Here is a 23,620-nt window from a genome sequence, read left to right as displayed (position 1 = left end):
GGGTGAAGGGGCCCTTCGCCGCATACGATGCGAGGAAAGCGCCCTTCACCGCGTGAGATGCGGGGAAAGCGTCCTTCAGCCGCTGTAGTTGTAGAAACCCTTGCCGCTCTTGCGGCCGTGCAGCCCGGCCGCGGTCATCTGCTTGAGCAGCGGGCAGGGGCGGTACTTGCTGTCGTTGAACTCGTCGTAGAGCACCTCGACGCTGTACAGGATCGTGTCGACGCCGATCAGGTCGGCGGTCTCGAGCGGGCCCATCGGGTGCCCGAAGCAGCCGCGGAAGACCTCGTCGACCGTCTCCGCGTCCGCGACCCCTTCGTGGACAAGGAAAGCGGCCTCGTTGACGGTGAGCATGAGCACGCGGTTGGAGACGAACCCGGAGGCGTCGTTGACCGGGATCGGCTTCTTCCCCATCGACAGCAGCAGTTCTCGCACGATGTCCTTCGTGGACTCGCTGGTGTGGTAGCCGGGGATGAACTCGCACGACGGCTTCATCGGCACGGGGTTCATGAAGTGGACACCCATCACCTTGTCCTGGCGCTGGGTGAGCGCGGCGACCTTGGTGATCGGAATGGCGGAGGTGTTGACGACGAACACGGTGTCGGCCTTGCAGGCCTCGTCGAGTTTCGGGTAGAGCCGGGACTTCAGGTCCCAGTTCTCGGTGATGTTCTCGATCACCACCTCGGCTTCGGCGAGGAGTTCGAGTTCGGTGCCGAAGGTGATCCGGCCGAGGACGGCGGCCGCGTCGATCTCCGGGCCGCCGAGCATGCGGCTCATCCGGCATTCGAGTTCGATCCGGTCGCGGGCGTCGGCCAGCTTGCCCGGGTCGACGTCGATGAGCACGGCCTCGTGCCCGCTGGTGGCGAGATTCTGCGCGACCCCGGTGCCCATCACACCGGCGCCGACGACTCCGACGAGGGTCATCGTTCCTCCTTGGCTGCGTTGCTCGTGGTCAGGTCCAGCACGCCGTCGAGCCGGCCGTGGGCGGCCCGCACCGCCTCGGCGCCGCCGGGGTGCTCTTCGGCGAACAAGACGGTCGCGCCGAGTTCGGCGCCCAGACGGGCTGCCAGATCCCGGGCGGTGACGTCCAGGTCGCCTTCGATCAGGTAGACCGGCCGGGTCGACCGGGCGCCGAGGGCGACGTCGGCGGCGGCTTCGGTCGGCTCGATCCAGTAGCGGTCGCGTTGGAACGGATAACCGGGCAACGTGGTCTTCCGCGGGTCACGGCCGTCGTGATAGGCCCGCCAGTCGATGTCCGCCCCGGAGAGCCAGGCCCGGCCGAGCGCTTCGGTGAGCACGGCCGTGTCCTGGCGGGGGTCGGCCTCGCCGGGCAGGGTGGGTACCAGCAGCGACCACGAAGTCTGGGGGAAATCGGGGTGGCCGCGGAACATCGAGCCGAGCGACTGCCCGGCTCCCAGTTCCAGCAACACGGTATCCGGGGAAGTACTGGCAAGATGCTCGATCATCGCGGCGAAGCGCACGGGACGGCACATGTGCTCGGCCCAGTAGCCGGGATCCTTCAGTTGTTTGAGCGTGATCGGCGTGCCGGTGACGTTCGACAGGTAGGGCACTTCCGGCTCGCGCGGCGTGAGGTTCTTCCGCGCCCACGCGGTCAGTTCGGCCGCGGCGGGACGCAGGGCGCGCGAATGGAAGGCGTGCGTGGTGCGCAGAGGCCGCGCCGGGACGCCGTGTTCGGCGAGCGCGGCGGCCAGCTTCTCGACTCCGTCGCCCGCGCCGGACACGACGATCATCCGCGGCCCGTTCACCGCGGCGACGTCGACGCCGAACGCGGTCACGTCGCCTACCAGTGCGGTGAGTTCGGCCGCGCCCAGCGGGATCGCGGCCATCGAGCCTTCGGGCAGCTTCTCGATCAGCTTCGCGCGGAAGGCCACCAAAGCGGTGGCCTCCTCCAGAGTGAGGGCGCCCGCGAGCGTCGCGGCGGCGAACTCGCCGACGCTGTACCCGGCGAGCACGGACGGCTGGAGACCCCAGGCGCGCAGGACACGGCCGAGCGCGTAGCCGAGGGTGAACACGGCGGGCTGGGTGACCGACGGCGCCGCGTCCTCGGCGTCGGTGGCGCGGCCCAGCAGCCGGGCCAGGTCCCCGCCGTCGGAACCGCGTTCCCCGTGCAGGCTCGCCGTCGGGTCGGCGCCGAGGTGGGTCTTGAACAGCTCTGCGCATTCGTCGACGGCGGCCTTGAACTCCGGCTCGCTGTCGTACAGGCCGCCCGCCATGCCCCGGTACTGCTCGCCGACCCCGGCCAGCAGGAAACCCGCCTTCCGCGGTTTCGAATCCGCTTCGGCGACCACCCGGGTCTCGGACGCGAACGCGTCGGCGGCGTCGTCCACAGAGGACACGACCGTCATCCGCCGGTGTTCGAAGGCCTTCCGGCCGTTGTGCAGCGTGTAGGCCACGTCCGCCAGATCCGTCCACTCAGGACGGTGCGCGGCGAGTCTGCCGGTCATCGCGTCGGCCGCCTCGGGGGTCCGCGCGGACCACGCGAGCAGCTGATGCGGCCGGGCGGACGGGCGCTCCGGGCAGTCCTCCGGCGCTTCCTCGATGACGACGTGGGCGTCGGTGCCGCCGAAACCGTACGCGCTGACTCCGGCCAGCCGGGGCCGTTCGCCGCGAGGCCAGTCACCCAGTTCCGTCTGCACGACGAGCTTGTCGCCGCTGTGGGCCAGCTGCGGGTTGGGCTTCTCGAAGTTGACCGCGGGCGGCAGCTTCTCGTGGTGCAGCGCCAGCGCGGCCTTGATCAGCCGGGCGATGCCGCCCGCCTGGTTGATGTGCCCGAGGTTCGCGTCGATCGAGCCGAGGGTGATCCGCTCGACGTCGTCGACGTCGAAGATCTTCTGGAGCGCGGAGATCTCGGCGACGTCACCGAACGGAGTGCCCAGAGTGGACACTTCGATGTGGTCGATCTCGCCGGGTTCGACATCGGCGGCGGCCATCGCCTCGGCGACGATGGCGGCCTGACCGGGCACGCCCGGCAGGTTGAACCCTTGCCGCGCGCGGTTGCCCTCGTGGTGGATGGCCCAGCCGCGGATCACCGCGTAGACGCGGTCGCCGTCGGCGAGCGCGTCCTCCAGCCGTCGCAGGACGACGACGCCGAGACCGTTGCCGGGCACCTTGCCGTTGGCTCCGGCGTCGAGGATCCGGTTGATCCCGTCGGGGGCGAACCGGCTGCCCTCGCGGTAGAGGTAGCCCGGTTCCTGCGGCACGACAACGGAAACCGAGCCGGAGACCACCAGGTCGGACTCGCCGGTGAGCAGGCTGGAGCAGCCCTGCGCGACGGCGGCGAGCGCGGTCGAGCTACAGCTCTGGACGCTGACCGACGGACCGGTCAGGTCGAGCGCGTACGACAGCCGGGACGCGATCAGGTCCTTCTCGTTCTGCAGGATCAGCTGGTCCGGTCCGACGGTCAGCGCGGTGACGTCGTTGGACAGCAGGTTCGACAGGAGATATGTGCTCGGGGCACCGCCCGCGAACACCCCGGCCAGGCCCTCGATCCGGTCCGGGTCGACGCCCGCGTCCTCCAGCGCGTGCCACGCGCATTCGAGGAACAGCCGGTGCTGCGGGTCGAGCAGTTCGGCATCGGCGCGGTGGTAGCCGAAGAAGTCGGCGTCGAAGCGGTCGATCCCGGGGAGCAGGCCCGCGGCGGGGACGAACGCGGGGTCGTCGGCCACTTCGGCGGGGACGCCCGCGGCGAGCAGCTCGTCGCGGGTCATCCGGGTGATGCCGTCGCGGCCGGCGCACAGGTCCGCCCAGAACTTGCCGATGTCGGGCGCGCCGGGGAAGTTCCCGGCCATGCCGACGATCGCGATGTCGTCGCCGGTGTCCCGTTCTCGCGTGGTCATGGGGTGGTTCACCTTCCGGTCCGGCTCGGGCGCTTGCGGAGCTTCGCGGTGCGGGCGCGGCGGCGTTCGCCGCGGGCGGAGACGTCTTCGGCGGGTTCGGCGGCCGCTTGCGGAGCGCCGGGTTCACCGAGGAGCGTGACGAACTCGGCGATGGTCGGTTTCTCGAACAGGCTCGCCGGCGCCAGTTCGACGCCGAACTCCTTGGCGACGCGGCCGATCAGCACCAGGCCGATCAGCGACGTACCGCCGAGGTCGAAGAACGGGTCGTGCACGCCGACCTCTTCCAGGCCGAGGCAGTCGCACCAGGCGGCGGCGACCCGCACCTCCGCCGGGGTGCGCGGGGCGACGTACGCGGTGCGCAGATCGGGACGCGGGTACCGCTCGCCGGTGGGGATCGCGGCGTCGGCGCCGACCAGCGCGTCGACCGACCCCATCCGGGCCAGCGCGGCCAGCACGTCGGTCAGCGGGAGCGGCAGCACGGTCACCAGCGGCTCGCCGGAGGCGACGATCCGCGAGAGCAACTCGGTGCCTTCCTCGGCGCCGATGCCGAATTCCTCGCGGAACTTCCGCGACCCCTCCTGTGCTTCAGCGGACCCCGAGAGCCCGGACGCCGTCCAGGCGTCCAGCTGCCAGGGACCCCACGCGACCGACACGACCTGCTTTGCCGGGCCGCGCCCGCCCGCCGAGGCCGAGGCGACCCCGTCGAGGAAGGCGTTGGCCGCGGAGTAGTCGATCTCGCCGACGCCGACGGTGAGCGTCACCGTCGAGGAGTACAGGACCAGCAGGTCGACCGGTTCGACGCGCAGCGCGTCGGTCAGGGCGAGGGTGCCGTCGATCTTCGGCGCCAGCACCGCGGCCGCCTGCTCGCGGGTCTTGTTCTGCAGCAGACCGCCACCGGCGATCCCGGCGGCGTGCACCACACCGTCGAGGTAACCGAAGTAGCCGCGGACCTCCGCCAGCAGCGCGGCGGCCTCGCCGGGGGCGCTGACGTCGGCTCGCAGGGTCAGGACGTCGGCGCCGAGGGCGCGCAGATCCCGGACCGCCAACAGGACTTCGCTCGTGCGGTCGTCGACGCCGTGGTCTCGGATCCAGTCGTCCCAGGTCTCCTCCGGCGGCAGCTCGGACCGGCCTGCCAGGGCGAGGTTCACGCCCAGTGGCGCGAGGCGCTTGGCCAGCGCGAGACCGAGGACACCGAGACCACCGGTGATGAGGTAGGTCCCGCCGGGCTTCCAGGCCAGCGCGTCGTCGGTCTCGGGCAGCTCGACGACGTCGAAGCCGCGCAGCCAGCGCCGCCCACCGCGCCAGGCTGCGACCGCGACCCCGTCGACAGTGTCCACTGTGGACGCTGCGAGCAGGTCGAGCTCATGCAGGGCTTGGGCTGTCTTGTCGCCGGTGCGGTCGAAGTCCGCGTACTGCGCGTGGACCAGCGGGTACTCGGCGGCGATCGCGTCGGACGTGGCGGCGATGGTCGAGGCGAAGGCGTCGGTGGCGTCCCCGCCCAGGACGTCGAAGCCGTTGTGTCCCAAGGTGAGCAGGTCGACCCGGCGGCCGGCGCATTCGGCGCCGATGGCCTTGCCGAGTTCCAGGAGGCTGTAGAAGCCGGATTCGAGGCCGCTGGCGGTGAGCCCGAGGGCGTGCACGATCCGCAGCGGACCCTCCCCGGCGAGCGCCTGGCGATCCACATCGGCAGCGACCGTGACGCGATGCCCGGCGGCCTCCGCCGCGGCCGCGAAGCTGTCGGCGAACGCGCCCGGCTCGGCGAACAGGACCAGGTCGCCCGGCGTCGCGGGTACTCGCCGGGTGCTGTCGCGGCGCCAGGTCGGCGTGTGCGCGGCCAGACCGTCGCGGACCGGCGTCTCCGCCTGTGGCTCACCGGCGGACATCTGCGACAGCGACCAGCCGCCACCGCGAGAAGCGACCTCGGGCCAGTAGCGGGTGCGCTGGAAGCGGTAGCCGGGCAGCGAGACGAACCGGCGGTCCGGTCCGGCGCCGTCCGCCCAGCCGATCTGGACTCCGTGCTCCCAGAGCGCGCCCAGCGCGGTCAGCCAGGCACGCCGTCCGACGCCGGCCATCGGCTCCGGCAGCAGCGAGACCACCGGCGTCTGCGGCAGGTAGCGGCCGGCCGCTTCGGCGCCGTCGTCACCGAGTCCGGCTTCGACCAGGACTCCGGCGTACTTGGCCAGCGCCAGCAGGCCGTCTTCGAAGCGGTCGTCCGCGATCCGCCAGTGCGCCGGATCGGCGGCCTCGGCGGCGGTGAGCACCGTGCCGGTGCGCGGCGAGATCACCGGCACCGCCGGGGTTCCCGCTTGTGGGACGGGTCCGCCGAGCGCGAGTTCGAGGCCTTCGGCGAGGCCGAACAGCCCGCCCGCGACGGCGGCGACGCATTCGCCGGTCCCGCGTCCGAGCACCACGGCCGGTTCGAGGCCCCACGCGGCCAGCAGCCGGGTGAAGGCGTACTCGACGGCGAAGACCACGGCCCGCTCGTCGGCCTCGGCCGTGCCGTAGAGCGCGCCGAGCAGGTCGGCACGGCCGTCCAGCAGGGCCGCGCATTCGTCGATCGCGGCACGGAACGCGAGTTCGGTGCGGTACAGCTCGTCGGTCGTGCCCTGCCACGCGCCACGGGTACCGGGCAGCAGAAGACCGAAGCGCCGCTTGTCGGTGACGGCCGAACCGCCGGTGACCGCCTTCAGCGCGGTGACGGCGTCGGCGTGGTCGCGCACCAGCACGGCCTTGCGCAGCGGAAGGGCGCTACGTCCGGCCTGGGTGGTGAAGGCGATGTCGGCCAGTTCTCCGGTCAGGTTCTCGGCCAGCGCTTCGGCATTGGCACGCAGTCCGGCTTCACTCTGGCCGGAGACCGTGAGCAGCTGCCATTCGACGCCGGGAGTGGCCGTCGGCGCGGGTGCGGCCTGGTCGAGAACGAAGTGCACGTTGGACCCGGACCAGCCGAAGGAGCTGACACCCGCGCGCAGCACCCCGGCGGCGTTGGCCGGGAAGGGCCGCGCCTCGGGGACCGGGCGGACCGTGCCGTCCACGGTGACCACCGAGTTCGGAGTGCTCATGTGTAGGTTGCCGGGCAGGGTGCCGTTTTCCAGCGACAGCACGGTTTTGATCAACCCGGCCATCCCCGCCGCGGCGAGGGTGTGACCGACGTTCGTCTTGACCGCGCCGACGTAGAGCGGCTCGGGAGCGTTCCGCTCGCCGAAGATCTCGCCGAGCGCGGTGAACTCGATCGCGTCGCCGAGCTGCGTGCCGGAACCGTGCGCCTCGACGTAACCGATCTCGTCGGGGCCGACCCCGGCGTCGGCGAGCGCCGCGCGGATGACCGCGTTCTGCGCCGCGCGGTTGGGCGCGGTGAGCCCGTTGCTGCGGCCGTCCTGGTTGGTCGCGGTGCCGCGGATGACCGCGCGGGTCCGCTGCGCCGGGCCGACCTCGCCCGCCCGGCGGAGCACCACGACGCCGCCGCCCTCACCGATGACGTAGCCGTCGGCGCTCTCGTCGAAGGTCTTGGTACGGCCGTCGGCGGCGAGCATGCTCATCTTGCAGGACTGGATGAAGACGTCCGGGTTGATCATCGCCGACGCGGCGCCGACGATCGCGATGTCGCATTCGCCGCGCCGGAGGCTCTGCACGGCCAGGTGCGCCGCGCTCAGCGCCGACGAGCAGGCCGTGTCGACGGTGAGGCAGGGCCCGCGCAGGTCGAGCAGATGCGCGATGCGCCCGGCGGCAGCGGAAAGCGAGCTGCCGAGCCCGAAGTAGGGGTCGTCGGCCGCGTCCATGCCGTCGGCTTCGAGCTGCCGCATGCTGTACTGCATGGTGTCGATCAGCCCGGCGAACACGCCGGTGCGGCTGCCGCGCAGTTCGTCGGCGGTGAGCCCGGCGTCCTCGATGCCTTCCCACACCAGCTCCATGAGCAGGCGGAAGGTCGGGTCGAGCCGCCGCGCTTCCTGCGGGGACAGGCCGAAGAACGCCGCGTCCCAGCCCGCGATGTCGTCGACGAACGCGCCCTGCTGCGTGTACGCCTTGCCCGGCGCGGTGCGGTCGGGGTCGTAGTAGTCGGCGGCGGTCCACCGGTCCGGCGGCACCTCGCGCACGAGATCCTTGCCCTGGACGAGGTTCTCCCAGAACTTCTCGGGAGTGTCGCTGCCACCGGCGAAGCGACAGGAGAGGCCGACGACGGCGACGTCCTGGCCCGCGGCGGCCGGTCCGGCGACGACGGTCCGCGTCTCCCGCTCGGCCGGGGTCAACGCGGCCAGCAGATGCGCGGCGAGCGCCGCCGGGGTCGCGTGGTCGAACACCATCGTCGGCGGCAGCGCCAGCCCGGTCTCGGTGTTGATCCGGCCGCGCAGTTCGATGGCGGTGAGCGAATCGATGCCCAGTTTGGTGAACTGCTGCCCGGCCGGGACGCCGTCGGTGTGCCCGAGCACGGCGGCCGTGTGGGTCAGGACCAGTTCGGTGATGACGCGTTCGCGCTCGGCCTCGGGCAGCCCGGCGAGGCGGGTCCGCCACGCGTCGGCCGCTTCGGCACCTTCGGCCGCTTGAGCGGCTTCGGCCTCGGCGATGGCGACGACCTCGGGGAGGTCGGCCAGCAGCGGGCTCGGCCGCAAGGCCGCGAACGGCGGGGCGAACTTCTCCCAGGTCAGTTCGGCGACGGTCAGCGCGGTCTCGTCACGGTCCAGCGCCTGGCCGAGCGCGACCAGGCCGGTCTCCGGCGCCATGGCCGGGACGCCGAGTCCGCTGAGCAGTTCGTCGAGGTCCGCACCGACACCCATGCCGACGCGGCCCCAGCGGCCCCACGCGATCGACGTCGCGGGCAGGCCGTTCGCCCGGCGCCGCTGCGCGACGGCTTCGAGGTACGCGTTCGAGGCGCCGTAAGCGCTCTGGACCGCGTTGCCGATGGAAGCGGCGATCGAGGAGAACAGCACGAAGGCGTCGAGGTCGAGGCCTTCGGTCAGTTCTTCGAGGTTGCGCGTCCCGGCGACCTTGGGGCGCAGGACGTCGGCGTAGCGCGTGCGGTCCATCGATTCGATGAGGCCGAGTTCGAGGACGCCGGCGAGGTGGAACACCGAGCGGAGGTCGTCGCGGATCGGCTCGATGACGGCCGCGAGGGCGTCCTTGTCGGCGACGTCGCAGGCGGCGATGGTGATGCGATCCCCGGCCAATTCCGCCGCGCCGGGAGCGTCTTGTCCTTGGCGGGACACGAGAACGACGTGTTCGGCGCCGTGCTCGACCAGCCAGCGGGCGACGATCCCGCCGAGTCCGCCGGTACCGCCGGTGACGAGCACGGTGCCGCGCGGCTGCCAGGACCGCTTCGGCTCGGTCGCCTCGGCGTGGGCGAGCCGTCTGCCGAAGGCTCCCGTGGATCGGACGGCGACCTGGTCCTCGCCGCGAGGTCCGGTGAGGACGCCGCGCAGCAGGGCCACGGTCCTCTCCCCCGGCTCGGCCGGGACGTCGACGAGACCGCCCCACGCCTGCGGGTTCTCCAGCGCGGCCGCGCGGCCGAAGCCCCACAGTTGCGCCTGGGCGGGCGAGTCCGGCGCGTCGTGGGAGCCGGTCGAGACCGCGCCGCGGGTGAGCGTCCACAGTGGACCTTGCGGCGCGCGGGCGGCCAGCTCGCGGACCAGCGTCATCGTGGCTTCGGCACCGAAGGACAGCCCATCGGTTTCGGTCTCGTCGAGAGCCAGCAGGGACAGGATTCCGTCGAAGGACTCGTCAGGCAGCGTGATCTGGTCGGGGCTCTCCACGACGAGCCGCCGTACCTCAGCACCGGCCAGGGCCTCGGCCGCGGTCTCGATCCACGGGTGCTCCTGCGCGGACGTGACGAGCAGCCAGCGGCCGGTGGCCGTCGTCGTCGCGGGGGTGAAGGGCTGCCAGCGGACGTGGTAGGCCAGCGACGTCGCTTCGGACGCCAGCGACCGGGCGCGGCGGTAGCGCGACAACGCGGGCAGAACCGTGCCGAGCGGCGCTTCGACGTCGGACAGTTTCAGTTCGGCGGCGAACTCGCCGACGTCGCCGGATTCGACGACCGACCAGAACCGGCCGTCCTCGGCGGCGACCATGTCGACGCCCGGGTCCTCCAGCCAGAAACGCTTACGCTGGAACGGATACGTCGGCAGCGTGACGACACGGGCACCGCTGCCGCCGAGGTAGGCGGACCAGTCGACGCGGGCGCCGTGGGCGTGGATCAGGCCCAGCGCGGTGACGAGCGTGGCGGCCTGGTCGCGGTCCTTGCGCTGGGCCGCGGCGAAGACCGCGCCATCGGGGCGCACGGAGCGGCCCATCGGAGTGAGCGCCGCGTCCGGACCGATTTCGAGGAACGTGGTGACGCCTTGGCCGTGCAGGGTTTCGACGGCGTCGGCGAACCGGACGGTGCCGCGGACGTGCTCGGCCCAGTACTCCGGATCAGTGAGCCGGTCGGCGGTCTCGCCGGTCAGCGTCGAGACGACCGGGATCGTGGGCTCACGGTAGGTCAGGGTTCGCGCGACGGCGGCGAACTCGGCGAGCATCGGCTCCATCAGCGCCGAGTGGAAGGCGTGGGACACCGAGAGCCGGGTCGTGCGGCGGCCCGGGAAGCGCTCGGCGACCGCGGCGGTCGCCGCCTTGGCGCCGGACAGGACGACCGCGCGCGGGCCGTTGACCGCCGCGAGGGCGACGTCGTCGGACAGGTACGGGCGGACCTCGTCCTCCGTCGCCTCCAGCGCGATCATCGCGCCGCCCTCGGGCAGCGCCTGCATCAACCGGCCGCGAGCGGCGACCAGGCGAGCGGCGTCCTCCAGGGAAAGCACCCCGGCGACGTGGGCGGCCGCGATCTCGCCGACCGAATGCCCGGCGAGGAAGTCGGGGCTGACACCCCAGGACGTGACGAGCCGGAACAGCGCGACCTCGAAAGCGAACAGCGCGGGCTGGGCGAATTCCGTGCGGTCGAGCCGGGCGGCGTCGGCGCCGAACACGACGTCCCGCACGCCGGGCAGGTGCGCGCCGGCTTCGTCGAAGGCCTGCGCGAACACCGGGAAGCATTCGTGGAGACGGCGGCCCATGCCGAGCCGCTGCGAGCCCTGGCCGGTGAACAGCACGGCCAGGCGTCCGGCGGTGTCGCTGCCGGTGACCGAGCCCGCTTCGCCGCCCGCGAGGGCGCGGAGACCGGCGGCCAGTTCGGTGCGGTCCGCCCCGGTCACGACGGCGCGATGCTCCATCCCGGCGCGAGTGGTGGCGAGGGAAAGCGCGACGTCGACCGGCTCGGCGCCAGATTCGTCCACAGTGGACAGGAGGGCGGCGGCCTGTGCGCGGACGGCGGCGGGAGAAGCACCGGACAGCACGTACGGGACGACCGGCGGCGCCGCGATTTCCCTGGCGGGAGCAGCTTCTTCGGAGGGCTGCTCCAGGATGACGTGCGCGTTGGTACCACTGATCCCGAACGACGACACCCCCGCGCGACGCGGGCGGTCCGTCGCGGTCCAGGGCCGGGCCTCGCCGAGCAGTTCGACCGACCCGGCCGACCAGTCCACGTGCGGGGACGGCGCGTCGACGTGCAGGGTCGCGGGCAGCGTGGCGTGCCGCATCGCCTCGACCAGTTTGACGATGCCGGCGAGCCCGGCGGCGGCCTGGGTGTGGCCGATGTTGGACTTCACCGAACCCAGCCACAGCGGCGTTTCCCGGTCGCGGCCGTAAGTGGCCAGCAGGGCTTGCGCCTCGATCGGGTCGCCCAGCGCGGTCCCGGTGCCGTGCGCCTCGACGACGTCCACAGTGGACGCTTCGACGCCGGCGTTCGCCAGCGCGGCGCGGATCACGCGTTGCTGCGACGGGCCGTTCGGGGCGGTCAGGCCACTGGAGGCCCCATCGGAGTTGACCGCGCTGCCGCGAACCAGCGCGAGGACCGGGTGGCCGTTTCGGCGGGCGTCCGAGAGGCGTTCCAGCACCAGCATCCCGGCGCCTTCGGCCCAGTTCGTGCCGTCGGCGGCGGCCGCGAACGGCTTGCAGCGCCCGTCCGGGGCGAGCCCCCGCTGCCGCGAGAACTCGACGAACGCGCCCGGCGTCGCCATCACCGTGACGCCGCCGGCCAGCGCCAGCGAGCACTCCCCCGACCGCAGCGCGCGAGCGGCGAGGTGGACCGCGACCAGCGAAGACGAACACGCCGTGTCGATCGACACCGACGGCCCTTCGAGGCCGAGCGCGTAGGAGACGCGGCCGGACACCACGCTGCCGGAGGTTCCGATGCCGAGGTAGCCCTCATGTTCTTCGGGCAGCGCGGTCAGCCGCGACGCGTAGTCGGTGAACCCGACACCCGCGAACACCCCGGTCGCGCTGCCCTTGAGCGACAGCGGATCGATCCCGGCCCGTTCGACGGCCTCCCACGCCGTCTCCAGCAGGAGCCGCTGCTGCGGGTCGGTCGCCTCGGCCTCCCGGGGCGAGATGCCGAACAGCTCGTTGTCGAACTCCGCCGCGTCGTGCAGGAAGCCGCCCTCACGGACGTAGCTGGTGCCGGGGACGGACGGGTCGAGATCGTGGATCGCGTCGGTGTCCCAGCCGCGGTCGGCCGGGAACGGCGAGATCGCGTCACCGCCGCCGTCGACCAGCTCCCACAGCTGTTCCGGGGTGCGGACGCCGCCGGGGAACCGGCAGCTCATCGCGACGATCGCGATGGGCTCGGTCTCCTTCTCCCGCGCGTCCGCCAGCTCGCGGCGGCTTTCCCGCAGGTCGGCCGCCATCCGCTTGAGGTAGTCGACGTACTGCTCTTCCGAAGGCATGTCACGGCTCCTGAGTGTCTGTCGCGGGTCAGCGCGGGCCGAACTCGTCGTCGATCAGCGCGAGGAGGTCGTCGGGTGAGGCGGCGTCGAGGTCGGCGTGCGCGGGCTTCTTCGCCGCCCAGGCCGACACGAGCCGCTTGAGCCGTCCGTCGATCTCCGCGTCGCCGGGGTCCGCGCCTTCGAGCAGCGCTTCGAGCCTGGTGATCTGTTCGGTCACCGCGGCGCCCGCGCCGGTCTCGGGGGCGAGTTCGGTCTGGAGGTACTTGGCCAGCGCGTCGGGCGCCGGGTAGTCGAAGACGACCGTCGTGGGCAGGGTGAGACCGGTCGCGGCGGCCAGCGCGGTCCGGAACTCGACCGCGGTGAGCGAGTCGAACCCGAGGTCGAGGAAGCCGCGGCCGGGGGCGATCGCGGCCGCCCCGGCGTGGCCGAGGACGGCGGCGGCCTGTCCGCGCACCAGGTCGAGCAGCGCGCGTTCCTGTTCGGATTCGGCCAGCCCGGTGAGCTTGAGCCGCAGCGCGCCGGCGTCGGCGGCCGCGGCCGTGCGCCGGACCACGGGGACGAGGTCGCGCAGGATCGGCGGCAGCTGCCCGGCCGAGGCGAGCGCGTCTCGATCGAGTTTGACCGGGACCGACGCGGCCACGTCCGCGGCCAGCGCCGCGTCGAACAACGCCAGTCCTTCCTCGGTGCTCAGCGCCGGGAAACCGTTGCGGCTCAACCGTTGCCCGGCCTGGGTGCCCAGCGCCCCGCCCATGCCGTCCGCCCAGCGGCCCCAGGCCAGCGAGCGGGCGGGCAGGCCGAGCGCCCGGCGGTGCACGGCGAGACCGTCGAGGAAGGCGTTGGCGGCCGCGTAGTTGCCCTGCCCGGCGTTGCCGAAGACCCCGGCGGCCGAGGAGAACAGGACGAACGCCGCGAGCTCGTGCCCCTTGGCCAGTTCGTGCAGATGCCAAGCGGCGGCGGCCTTGGGACCGAACACGGTCGCGAGCCGTTCCGGGGTGAGCGCGCCGACGAGGCCGTCGTCGAGGACACCCGCCGCGTGCACGACCCCGGTCAGGCTGGGGATCCCGGCCACGAGGCCTTCGACGGAAGCGCGGTCGGCGACGTCGCACGCTTCGACGCGGACGTTCGCGCCCAGTCCGGTCAGTTCGGCGGCGAGTTCCGCCGCGCCCGGCGCGTCCGGGCCACGTCGGCTCGTGAGCACCAGTTCTCGGACGCCGTGTGCCTGGACGAGGTGCCGGGCGAGGTGGGCACCGAGGCCGCCCGTACCACCGGTGACGAGGACAGTCCCGCCCGCCAAAGCCGAAGGCTCGGTGGTTCGCGTGCCCACCAGCGTCAGTTTCGGCGCGTACAGCTTGCCTTCGCGCAGCAGCAACTGGTCTTCGCCGGTGGCCAGCGCCTTGCCGAGCATCGAGGTGTCACCGTCGCCGTCGACGAGGACGAACCGGCCCGGGTTCTCCGACTGCGCCGCGCGCACCAGGCCCCAGACCGCGGCGGCGGCCGGGTCCGCACCGTCCTCTTCGGACAGTGCGACGGCACCGGCGGTCAGCACGACCAGACGGGCGGCTGTGGACTCCTGCAACGCGGCGAGGACGGTCGCGGTCGCCGTACGCGCCGCGTCGGCCACGTCACCCGCGGGTTCGGCGAGCTCCAGGACGACGGCTTCGGACGACTCCGCGCCGGTGTCTCCGAGACGGGCCCACGCCGTTTCGCCGTCGCCCACCGGAACCGGCGACCAGACGATCCGGTGCAGCGACTCGCTCGGCTCCGTCACGGCCACCGGGCGCTCGCCGAAGGTCACCTCGGCGGACAGCACCGGGGCTCCCGCGAGGTCGAACACCGCCAGCTCCCCCGCCGCGCTCAGGTGCGCCCGGACGGTGGTGGCGCCGGTGGCGTGCAGGGTCACGTTCCGCCAGGCGACCGGCCAGCCGCGTTCGGCCAGCACCGGGTCGAGCAGGCTCGGGTGCAGCCCGTACAGCTGCGCGCTGTCGTCCGGCAGGGTCAGTTCGGTGAAGACTTCGGGGAGCGCCGGTGCCGGTGCGGGTGCCTCGACCAGGAAACCGGTGCCGTGCCGCTGCCAGCCCGCACCGGTCCGGGTGTGGACCGAAACCGGGCGACGGCCGTCGTTCTCGGCGCCGACGGAGACCTGGACCTCGCGGTCCCCGGTCAGCGGCGCCTCGACGGCGAATTCGGCCAGGGTGCCCGCGCCGGCCTCGTCACCGGCGCGGATCGCCAGTTCGACGAGCAGTGTGTCCGAAGGGTCGGCGGGAAGGACACCGGTGCACAGGACCGCACCGTCGTCGGCCGAGGTCACGGCGGAAGCCAGGACCGGGTGACGCAGGCCGCCCGCGACGCGCGCCACGGCGGGCTCACGCAGCCAGTACCGCTCGTGCTGGAAGGCGTAGGTCGGCAGGTCGACGACGCGCGGCTTCGCGGGGGCGAAGAACGCGGGCCAGTCGACGTCGATCCCGCGGACGTGCAGGCGGGCCAGCGCGGTGACCGCGGTCCCCGGCTCGTCCTTCTCGTCGCGCAGGGCGGGAATCGCCTCGCCGGATCCCGCGGCCAGCGCCGAAAGCACCGCCGCCGGGCCGATCTCGAGGAAGGTGGTCACGTTCTCGGCCGAAAGGGCGGTCAGCGCGTCGGCGAACCGGACCGGTTCCCGCACGTGCCGCACCCAGTACGCCGGGTCGGTCGGATCGGCCTGTTCGGCGACGGTCGACACGATCGGGATCCGCGGTTCGGAGAACGACAGTTCCCGCACCACGGCGGCGAAGTCGTCGAGCATCGGGTCCATCAGCGGCGAGTGGAACGCTTGGGAGACGTCGAGGCGCTTCACCTTGCGGCCACGGGCTTCCAGCGTCGCGACGGCGGCGAGCACCGGCTCCTCCGCACCCGAGAGCACGACGGCGTCCGGACCGTTGACCGCCGCGATGGCCACGCCGAACTCGGCGACCTCGGCTTCGGTCGCCTGCACGGCGACCATCACGCCGCCTTCGGGCAGCGCCTCCATCAGCCTGCCGCGCGCTTCGATCAGCTTCGCCGCGTCCTCCAGGGAGAACACGCCCGCGACGTGCGCGGCGGCGATCTCGCCGATCGAATGCCCGGCGACGAACGCGGGCCGCACACCCCAAGACTCGAAGAGCCGGTAAAGCGCGACTTCCAGGGCGAAGATCGCGGGCTGCGCGGTCCCCGTCCGGCTCAGGTCGCCGTCGAGGGAGAGGAGCGCGGCGACCTCGTCGTAAGCCTTGGCGAACGCGGGGAAGGCTTCGTAGAGCCCCTGACCCATTCCGGCGCGCTGCGAACCCTGTCCGGTGAACAGGAACGCCAGGCGGCCTGAGACGAGTTCGCCGGAGGCCAGCGTCCTAAGTCCGGCGCCGGGCTCGCCGACGACGACCGCGCGGTGCGCGTGGTGCGTACGGGTGGTCGCCAGCGAGAAACCGGCGTCGACACTCAAGTCCACTGTGGATAGACGGGAAGTCTGCGCCGCCAGCGCTTCCGGCGTCCGTCCGGAAAGCAGCAAAGGTACCACGGGCAGCGTGCCCGACGGCTCGGGCTCGGCTTCGGCCGGGGCCTGTTCGAGGACGACGTGGGCGTTGGTGCCGCTGATCCCGAACGACGACACCCCGGCACGGCGCGGACCATCGGTCTCGGGCCACGGCGTCTGCTCGGTGAGCAGCGAAATGTCACCCGCGGTCCAGTCGACGTGCGGGGTCGGCTCGTCGACGTGCAGGCTCGCCGGGACGACGCCGTGGTTCATCGCCTCGACCATCTTGATGATCCCGGCGACCCCGGCGGCGGCCTGCGTGTGGCCGATGTTGGACTTGACCGAACCGAGCAGCAGCGGCCGCTCGCGGTCGCGGCCGTACGTGGCCAGCAACGCCTGCGCCTCGATCGGGTCGCCCAGCGGCGTGCCCGTGCCGTGCGCTTCGACGACGTCCACAGTGGACGATTCGATCCCGGCGTTGGCCAGCGCGGAGCGGATCACGCGCTGCTGCGAAGGTCCGTTGGGGGCGGTGAGGCCGTTGGACGCGCCGTCCTGATTGACCGCGGAACCCTTGACGACGGCGAGGACGCGGTGTCCGTTACGGCGGGCGTCGGAAAGGCGCTCCAGCACCAGGATTCCGACCCCTTCGGCCCAGTTCGTGCCGTCGGCGGCCCCGGCGAACGGCTTGCAGCGGCCATCCGGTGCAAGCCCACGCTGCCGCGAGAACTCGACGAACATGTCCGGCGACGCCATCACGTTGACGCCACCCGCCAGCGCGAGCGAGCACTCCCCCGACCGTAGCGACTGCGCGGCCAGGTGGACGGCGACCAGCGATGACGAGCAGGCGGTGTCGACGGAGACGGCCGGGCCCTCAAGGCCGAGCGCGTAGGCGACGCGGCCGGACACGACGCTGCTGAAGGACGCGGTGCCGAGGAACCCCTCGACCTGCTCGGGAATCGCGCTCAGCCGCGAGATGTAGTCGTTGGACAGCGCCCCGGCGAAGACACCGGTGCTGGTCCCACGCAGGGAAGCCGGGTCGATGCCCGCCCGCTCCAGCGCCTCCCACGACGTCTCCAGGACCTGGCGCTGCTGCGGGTCGATGGCCAGGGCCTCACGCGGCGAGATCCCGAAGAACTCGGCGTCGAAGTCGCCCGCGTTGTAGAGGAAAGCGCCTTCGGACGCGTACGTGGTGCCGCGGTGGTCGGGGTCCGGGTGGAAGAGCGAGTCCAGGGGCCAGTCACGGTCGGCCGGGAAGTCCCCGACGCCGTCGCGGCCCTCGGCGACCAGCTGCCAGAGCTCGGCGGGCGAGGTGACCTCGCCCGGGTACCGGCAGCCCATGCCGACGATGACGATCGGGTCGTCGTGGATACCGGACCCGGCCGCGACGGGGGGACTCGCGACCGGGGCCGGCGTCTCGTCCCCGACGAGTTCGCCGCGCAGGAAGACCTTCAGCGCGTCGGGCGTCGGGTGGTCGAAGACGAGCGTCGCGGGCAGCCGGAGACCGGTCGCGGCGCCGAGACGGTTGCGCAGTTCGACCGCGGTGAGCGAGTCGAAGCCGATTTCGTTGAACGCGCGGGTCGCGGCGATCCCGGCCGCGTCGGCGTGCCCGAGGACCAGGGCGACCTCGCGGCGCACCAGGTCCAGCAGCAGTTCGTCGCGGTCCGGCGCGGGCAGCCCGGCGAGTTTGCGCCGCAGCTCGCCCGCCTGCTCGGCGGTGGCGGTCTTGGCCTTCGCCCGGCCGGATCCGCCGACCAGCGCGCGGATCAGCGGCGAAATCGGGGCGTCGCTGCCCCGCACGGTCGCGCGGTCGAATTTGAGGCCGAGCAGGACGGCGTGGTCGAGGCCGACCGCGCGGTCGAACATCGCCAGGCCCTCTTCCGGGTCGATCGGCGGGAAACCGCTGCGGCGCATGCGTTCTTCGCCCGCGTCGCCGAGTTCGCCCTTCATGCCGCCGGACCACAGGCCCCACGCGACGGACTGCGCCGCGAGACCTTCGGCGCGACGGCGGGTGGCGAGGCCGTCGAGGAAGGCGTTGGCGGCGGCGTAGTTGCCCTGACCGGGGTTGCCGAGCACGCCGGCGGCCGAGGAGAACTGGACGAACCAGCGCAGCGGCAGCTCCGCGGTGAGCTCGTGCAGATGCCAGGCGGCGTCGGCCTTCGGGGCGAGGACACGGTCGAGGCGTTCGGGGTTCAGCGCGTCGATCGGGGCGTCGTCGAGGACACCGGCCGCGTGGACGACGGCGGTGAGCGGATGCTCGCCGGGGATGGCGGCGAGCAGCGCGGCGACGGCTTCGCGGTCCGCGCTGTCGCAGGCCGCGATGGTGACTTCGGCGCCGAGCGCCTGCAACTCCTGCGACAGCTCGGAAGCGCCGGGGGCGTCAGGGCCGCGACGGCTGGTCAGAAGCAGGTGCCGGACGCCGTACTCGGCGATCAGGTGCTTGGCGAGCATCGCGCCGAGACCGCCGGTACCGCCGGTGATCAGGACGGTGCCCTCGGGTTCCGGGCCGCGCGGGATGGTGAGCACGACCTTGCCGATGTGCTTGGCCTGGCTGAGCAACCGGAACGCCTCCGGGGCGCGGCGGACGTCCCAGACGTGACGCGGCAACGGCTTCAGGACACCGCTCGCGAACAGGTCCAGCACCTCGGCCCACATGCGGGAGAACTGCTCCGGGCCCGCCTCGATGAGGTCGTAGGGCCGGTACTCCACACCGGGGTGTTGCGCGGCGACCTCTTCGGGGTCGCGCAGTCCGGCCTTGCCCATCTCCAGGAACCGGCCTCCGCGCGGCAGCAGCCGCAGGGACGCGTCCACGAAGTCACCGGTGAGCGCGTCGAGGACGACGTCGACGCCGCGTCCTTCGCTGGTGGCGAGGAAGTGCTGTTCGAAGTCGAGGGTGCGGGAGTTGGCGAGGTGGCCGTCGTCCAGCCCGGCTTCGGTCAGCACGTGCTGCTTCGCGGGGCTGGCGGTGCTGTAGACCTCGGCACCGAGGTGGTGGGCGATCTGGATCGCCGCCATGCCGACGCCACCGGCGCCCGCGTGGACGAGGACGGACTCCCCCGCTTTCAGTCCGGCGAGTTCCTTGAGCCCGAAGTAGGCGGTGAGGAACACCAGCGGGACGGACGCGGCTTCCTCGTCCGTCCAGCCGTCCGGAATCCGGGCGCACATCGAGCGCTGCGCGGTGGTGATGGAGCCGATGCCGCCGATCGCCACGCCCATCACGCGGTCACCAGGCGCGAGATCGTCCACTCCGGGTCCGGTTTCCAGCACCACACCGGCGATCTCGTTGCCGAGCGGGCCGGGCTCGCCCTCGAACATGCCGAGGACGTTGAGCGCGTCCCGGAAGTTGAGGCCCGCGGCGCCGACGGCGACCCGGATGTGCCCGGGCTTGAGCGGTTCCAGGGCCTGGGGGCAGGGTTCGAGCCGCAGTTCCTCCAGGGTGCCGCGCGCGGCCATGCCGAGGCGCCACGCGGGTTCGGCGGGCGGGCTGAGTTCGTCGGTGCCGGGGACCGGGCCCAGCCGCAGGGCGGCGAAACCGCCGTCGCGCAAGGTCAGCTGAGGTTCGCCGGTCGCCAGCGCGGCGGCGAGTTCGGCCTCGGTCAGATCGCCGGTCTCGGTGTCGACGAGGACGACCCGGCCGGGCAGTTCGCTTTGCGCGGAGCGGCCGAGGCCCCAGACAGCGGCGGCGGCCGGATCGACACGGCCGGGGCCGATCGCGGAGCAGGTGACGAGGACGAGTTTCGCGTCGGCGAACCGGTCTTCGGTGGAGAACTGTTGCAGGACGGCGAGAACTTCGCGGGTGGCGATGCCGGCGCCCGCCGGGTCGGTGAACACCGGGAGGACGACGACCGGCGGTACGGAGCCACTGCCGACTCGCCCGTGGTAGGCCCACTCGACCTGGGCCGGGTCCGCCGGGGTGGGCACCGGGGTCCAGTCGAGGCGGAACAGCGAGTCGAGACCGGGGGTCGCCGAGGTGACGGGGGCGAGTTCGCGCAAGGTCAGTGAGCCGATGGTGACGACCGGGGCACCGGTTCCGTCGGCGGCGCGCAGGGTGACCGCACCCGAGGCGGCGGGCGTGAGCTTCAGGCGCAGCGCGGACGCGCCGGTGGCGTGCAGGGTGACGTCCTGCCAGAGGAACGGCAGCTTCGCGCCGCCCGGTTCCTCGCTCAGGAGGCCGATCGCGTGCAGACCGGCGTCGAGCAGCGCGGGGTGCAGGCCGAAGCGCTCGACGTCGGCCTTCGCGGTGTCTTCCGGCAGCGCGGTCTCGGCGAAGATCTCCTCGCCGAGCCGCCAGGCGGACTTGAGCCCTTGGAAGACCGGGCCGTACTCCAGCCCGGCGGCGGCGAACACCGGGTAGACGTCGGCGACATCCACGGAGACGGCGTCGCGCGGCGGCCACTCGGCCAGATCGAAGTTCGCGGCCGGGGCCTGCGGCGCCAGGGTTCCCGAACCGTGCAGCGTCCAGGCGCCTTCACCGGCACGGGAGTACACGGCGACGGCGCGGCGGCCGCTCTCGTCCGGGCCTGCCAAGACGACCTGGACGTCCAGCGGACCGGCCAGGACCATCGGTTCGCGCAGGGTGAGTTCTTCGAGATGCGCGCAGCCGGCTTCGTCACCGGCCCGCAGCGCGAGTTCGACCAGCGCGGTGCCGGGCACGATGACCGTGCCCGCGACGGCGTGATCGGAAAGCCAGGGGTGGGTGGACGGCGAGATGCGGCCGGTCAGCACGACGCCCGCGCCATCGGCGAGCGGGACGGCCGCGCCCAGCAGCGGGTGGGCGGCGTCGGCCAGGCCGAGCCCGCCAGGGTCGCCCGCGCTGTGGCCGCCGCGCAGCCAGTAGTTCTCGCGCTGGAACGGGTACGTGGGCAGATCGATCGTGCGGGCTCCGGTGCCCTCGTAGAACGCGGTCCAGTCGACGCGGGCGCCGCGGACGTGCAGTTCGGCGAGCACGGTCATCGCGGTCCGCGCTTCGGGGCGGTCCTTGCGCAGCACCGGGGTGACGAGGGTGCCTTCCGGCGGCAGTGTCCGCGCGGCCATCCCGGCCAGCACGGCGTCCGGGCCGATCTCGACGAACCGGGAAACCCCTTCGCCGCGCAAGAATCCGACGCCGTCGGCGAACCGGACGGGCTGCCGGACGTGCCGCGGCCAGTAGCCGGGCACGGTGACCTCGTCGGGTCCGGCGAGGCGGCCGGTCACGTTGGACACCACGGGGATGGTCGGCGTCCCGTGCGGGATCTCCTCGGCGATGGCGCCGAATTCGGCGAGCATGCCGTCCATCCGCGCGGAGTGCGAGGCATGGGAGATGTTGAGCCGCTTGATCTTCCGGCCGCGTTCGGCGAATTTCGCCGCGAGGGCCTCGGCGGCGGCTTCCTCGCCGGAGACGACGACCGAGTCGGGAGCGTTGAGCGCGCCGATGGCGAGGCCGTCGGTGAGTTCGGCGGCGACCTCCTCCTCGGTGGCCTGGATGCCGATCATCGCGCCGCCCGGGGGCTGCGCCTCCATCAGGCGGCCGCGCGCGGTGATCATCCGCGCGGCACCGGCCAGGTCCCAGACTCCGGCGACGTGGGCCGCCGCCAGTTCACCGGCGGAATGCCCGACGACGTAGTCCGGGTGCACACCCCACGCCTGCAGCAGGCGGAACAACGCGACCTGCAAGGCGAACATCGCGGGCTGGGCGAAGGTCATCCGGTCCAGCAGCTTCTGGTCGTCGCCGAAGACGACGTCGGCCAGCGGCCGGTCGAGGTGCGGGTCGAGCGCGGCGCACGCCTCGTCGAAGGCGGCGCGGTACGCGGGGAAGGTGTCGTAGAGCTCGCGGCCCATGCCGCAGCGCTGGGCGCCCATGCCGGAGAACAGGAACGCGGTGCGCCCGAGCAACGGTTCACCGGTGACGACGCCGGGAGCAGGGTCGCCCTCGGCGAGCGCGGTCAATCCCGCTTTGAGGTCTTCCGGGGTCCCGACGATCGCGGCGCGCGACTCCAGCGCGGTCCGCGTGGTGGCCAGCGACCAGCCCAGGTCGAGCGGATCGACGTCGTCCACAGTGGACAGAAGTTCGGCGGCCGCGGCTTTCAGCGCGGCTGGACCGCGAGCCGAAAGCGGCCACGTCTGGACTGCGGGCGGGATCCGCTCCGGCTCCGGCGCCTCGTCCGAAGGGGCCTGCTCCAGGATGACGTGCGCGTTGGTGCCGCTCATGCCGAAGGACGACACCCCGGCCCGCCGCGGCCGGTCGCCGGTGTCCCACGGCTTCGGTTCGGTGAGCAGTTCGACGGCTCCGGCCGTCCAGTCGACGTGCGGGGAAGGCTCGTCGACGTGCAGGGTGCGGGGCAGCACGCCGCGGCGCATCGCCTCGACCATCTTGATGATCCCGGCGGCACCCGCCGCGGCCTGCGTATGCCCGATGTTCGACTTGATCGACCCGAGCCACAACGGGGTCTCCCGCTCGCGGCCGTAGGTGGCCAGCAGCGCCTGTGCCTCGATCGGGTCACCGAGGGTGGTGCCGGTGCCGTGCGCCTCGACGGCGTCGACGTCGGCGGCGGTCAGCTTCGCGTTCTTCAGCGCGGCACGGATGACGCGTTGCTGGGCCGGTCCGTTGGGTGCGGTGAGGCCGTTGGACGCGCCGTCCTGGTTGACCGCGGAACCCTTGAGCACGGCGAGGATCCGGTGCCCGTTGCGGCGGGCGTCGGACAGCCGCTCCAGCAGGAGCATGCCCGCGCCCTCGGACCAGCCGGTGCCGTCGGCGCCCGCCGCGAACGCCTTGCAGCGCCCGTTCGGCGCCATGCCGCGCTGACGCGAGAACTCGACGAACGTCTCCGGTGTCGCCATCACCGTCACACCGCCGGCCAGCGCCAGCGAGCACTCCCCCGACCGCAGGGCGTGCGCCGCGAGGTGCACCGCGACCAGCGAAGACGAGCACGCCGTGTCGATGGTGACCGCCGGGCCCTCCAGCCCGAGGGTGTAGGCGAGCCGCCCCGACAGCACGCTGTTGGACGAGCCGGTGCCCAGGAACCCTTCCACCTCTTCGGATCCGCCGTCGAACCCGGAGACGTACTCGCTGCGCATGGCCCCGGCGAACACGCCGGTGGCGCTGCCCTTCAGCGCGGCCGTGTCCAGCCCCGCCCGTTCGAACGTCTCCCAGGTGACCTCCAGCAGCAGCCGCTGCTGCGGGTCCATCGCGAGGGCTTCCCGCGGCGAGATGCCGAAGAAACCCGCGTCGAACTCCCCCGCGTCGTGCAGGAATCCGCCCTGGTCGCTGTAGCTGGTGCCCCGGTGTTCCGGATCCGGGTGGTACAGCCCGTCGGTGTCCCAGCCCCGGTTCGCCGGGAACCCCGTCATCCCGTCCCCGCCGCCGTCGACGAGGTCCCACAGTCCTTCCGGCGAGGTGACCCCGCCCGGGAACCGGCAGGCCATGCCGATCACGGCCAGGGGTTCGGAGCCGCTCTCCTCGGCTTCTCGCAGACGGCGCCGCGTCTCACGCAGTTCGGCGGTCAGTCGCTTGAGGTAGTCGAGCGTCCGCTCGTCGGTGGTCATGACGGTGGTCCTCCTCGCGGCGGCGGGCC

Annotated in this window: 4 protein-coding genes; all 4 read right to left on the bottom strand. The window is 72.6% G+C overall.

All coding sequences use genetic code 11. The features are described 5' to 3' along the window. Nucleotides 1-75 precede the first annotated feature (75 nt). From ACFWMR_RS11205 to ACFWMR_RS11190, 4 genes are read right to left on the bottom strand one after another with little or no spacing between them, the layout of a single operon-like run. Nucleotides 76-921, bottom strand: a complete 846-nt coding sequence (locus ACFWMR_RS11205; protein ID WP_093937478.1) for a 3-hydroxyacyl-CoA dehydrogenase family protein — start codon at nucleotides 919-921, stop codon at nucleotides 76-78. Beyond that, entirely contained in the window at nucleotides 918-3,854 is a 2,937-nt protein-coding gene (locus ACFWMR_RS11200; RefSeq protein ID WP_378378263.1) for a type I polyketide synthase, read from the bottom strand. The genes ACFWMR_RS11205 and ACFWMR_RS11200 overlap by 4 nt, the downstream gene beginning before the upstream one ends. A gap of 8 nt (nucleotides 3,855-3,862) precedes the next feature. After that, on the bottom strand, nucleotides 3,863-12,595 hold the full coding sequence (locus tag ACFWMR_RS11195; RefSeq protein WP_449224324.1) for a type I polyketide synthase: 8,733 nt from the start codon (nucleotides 12,593-12,595) through the stop codon (nucleotides 3,863-3,865). Nucleotides 12,596-12,623: 28 nt separating this feature from the next. Then, the gene (locus tag ACFWMR_RS11190) at nucleotides 12,624-23,591 is read right to left on the bottom strand and encodes an SDR family NAD(P)-dependent oxidoreductase (RefSeq protein ID WP_378378262.1); all 10,968 of its coding nucleotides are present in this window, start codon (nucleotides 23,589-23,591) and stop codon (nucleotides 12,624-12,626) included. Between the last annotated feature and the right edge of the window lie 29 nt (nucleotides 23,592-23,620).

Origin of the sequence: Amycolatopsis thailandensis, assembly GCF_042723255.1 — a bacterium.
GTDB lineage: Bacteria > Actinomycetota > Actinomycetes > Mycobacteriales > Pseudonocardiaceae > Amycolatopsis > Amycolatopsis thailandensis.
The sequence above is the reverse complement of the archived record's forward strand: the minus strand, read 5'-3'. Positions and strand labels throughout refer to the sequence as shown.

Coding starts and splice junctions, on each gene's coding strand:
- ACFWMR_RS11195 (WP_449224324.1), bottom strand. CDS start 12,595: ATGCCTTCGGAAGAGCAGTACGTCGACTACCTCAAGCGGATGGCGGCC.
- ACFWMR_RS11205 (WP_093937478.1), bottom strand. CDS start 921: ATGACCCTCGTCGGAGTCGTCGGCGCCGGTGTGATGGGCACCGGGGTC.
- ACFWMR_RS11190 (WP_378378262.1), bottom strand. CDS start 23,591: ATGACCACCGACGAGCGGACGCTCGACTACCTCAAGCGACTGACCGCC.
- ACFWMR_RS11200 (WP_378378263.1), bottom strand. CDS start 3,854: ATGACCACGCGAGAACGGGACACCGGCGACGACATCGCGATCGTCGGC.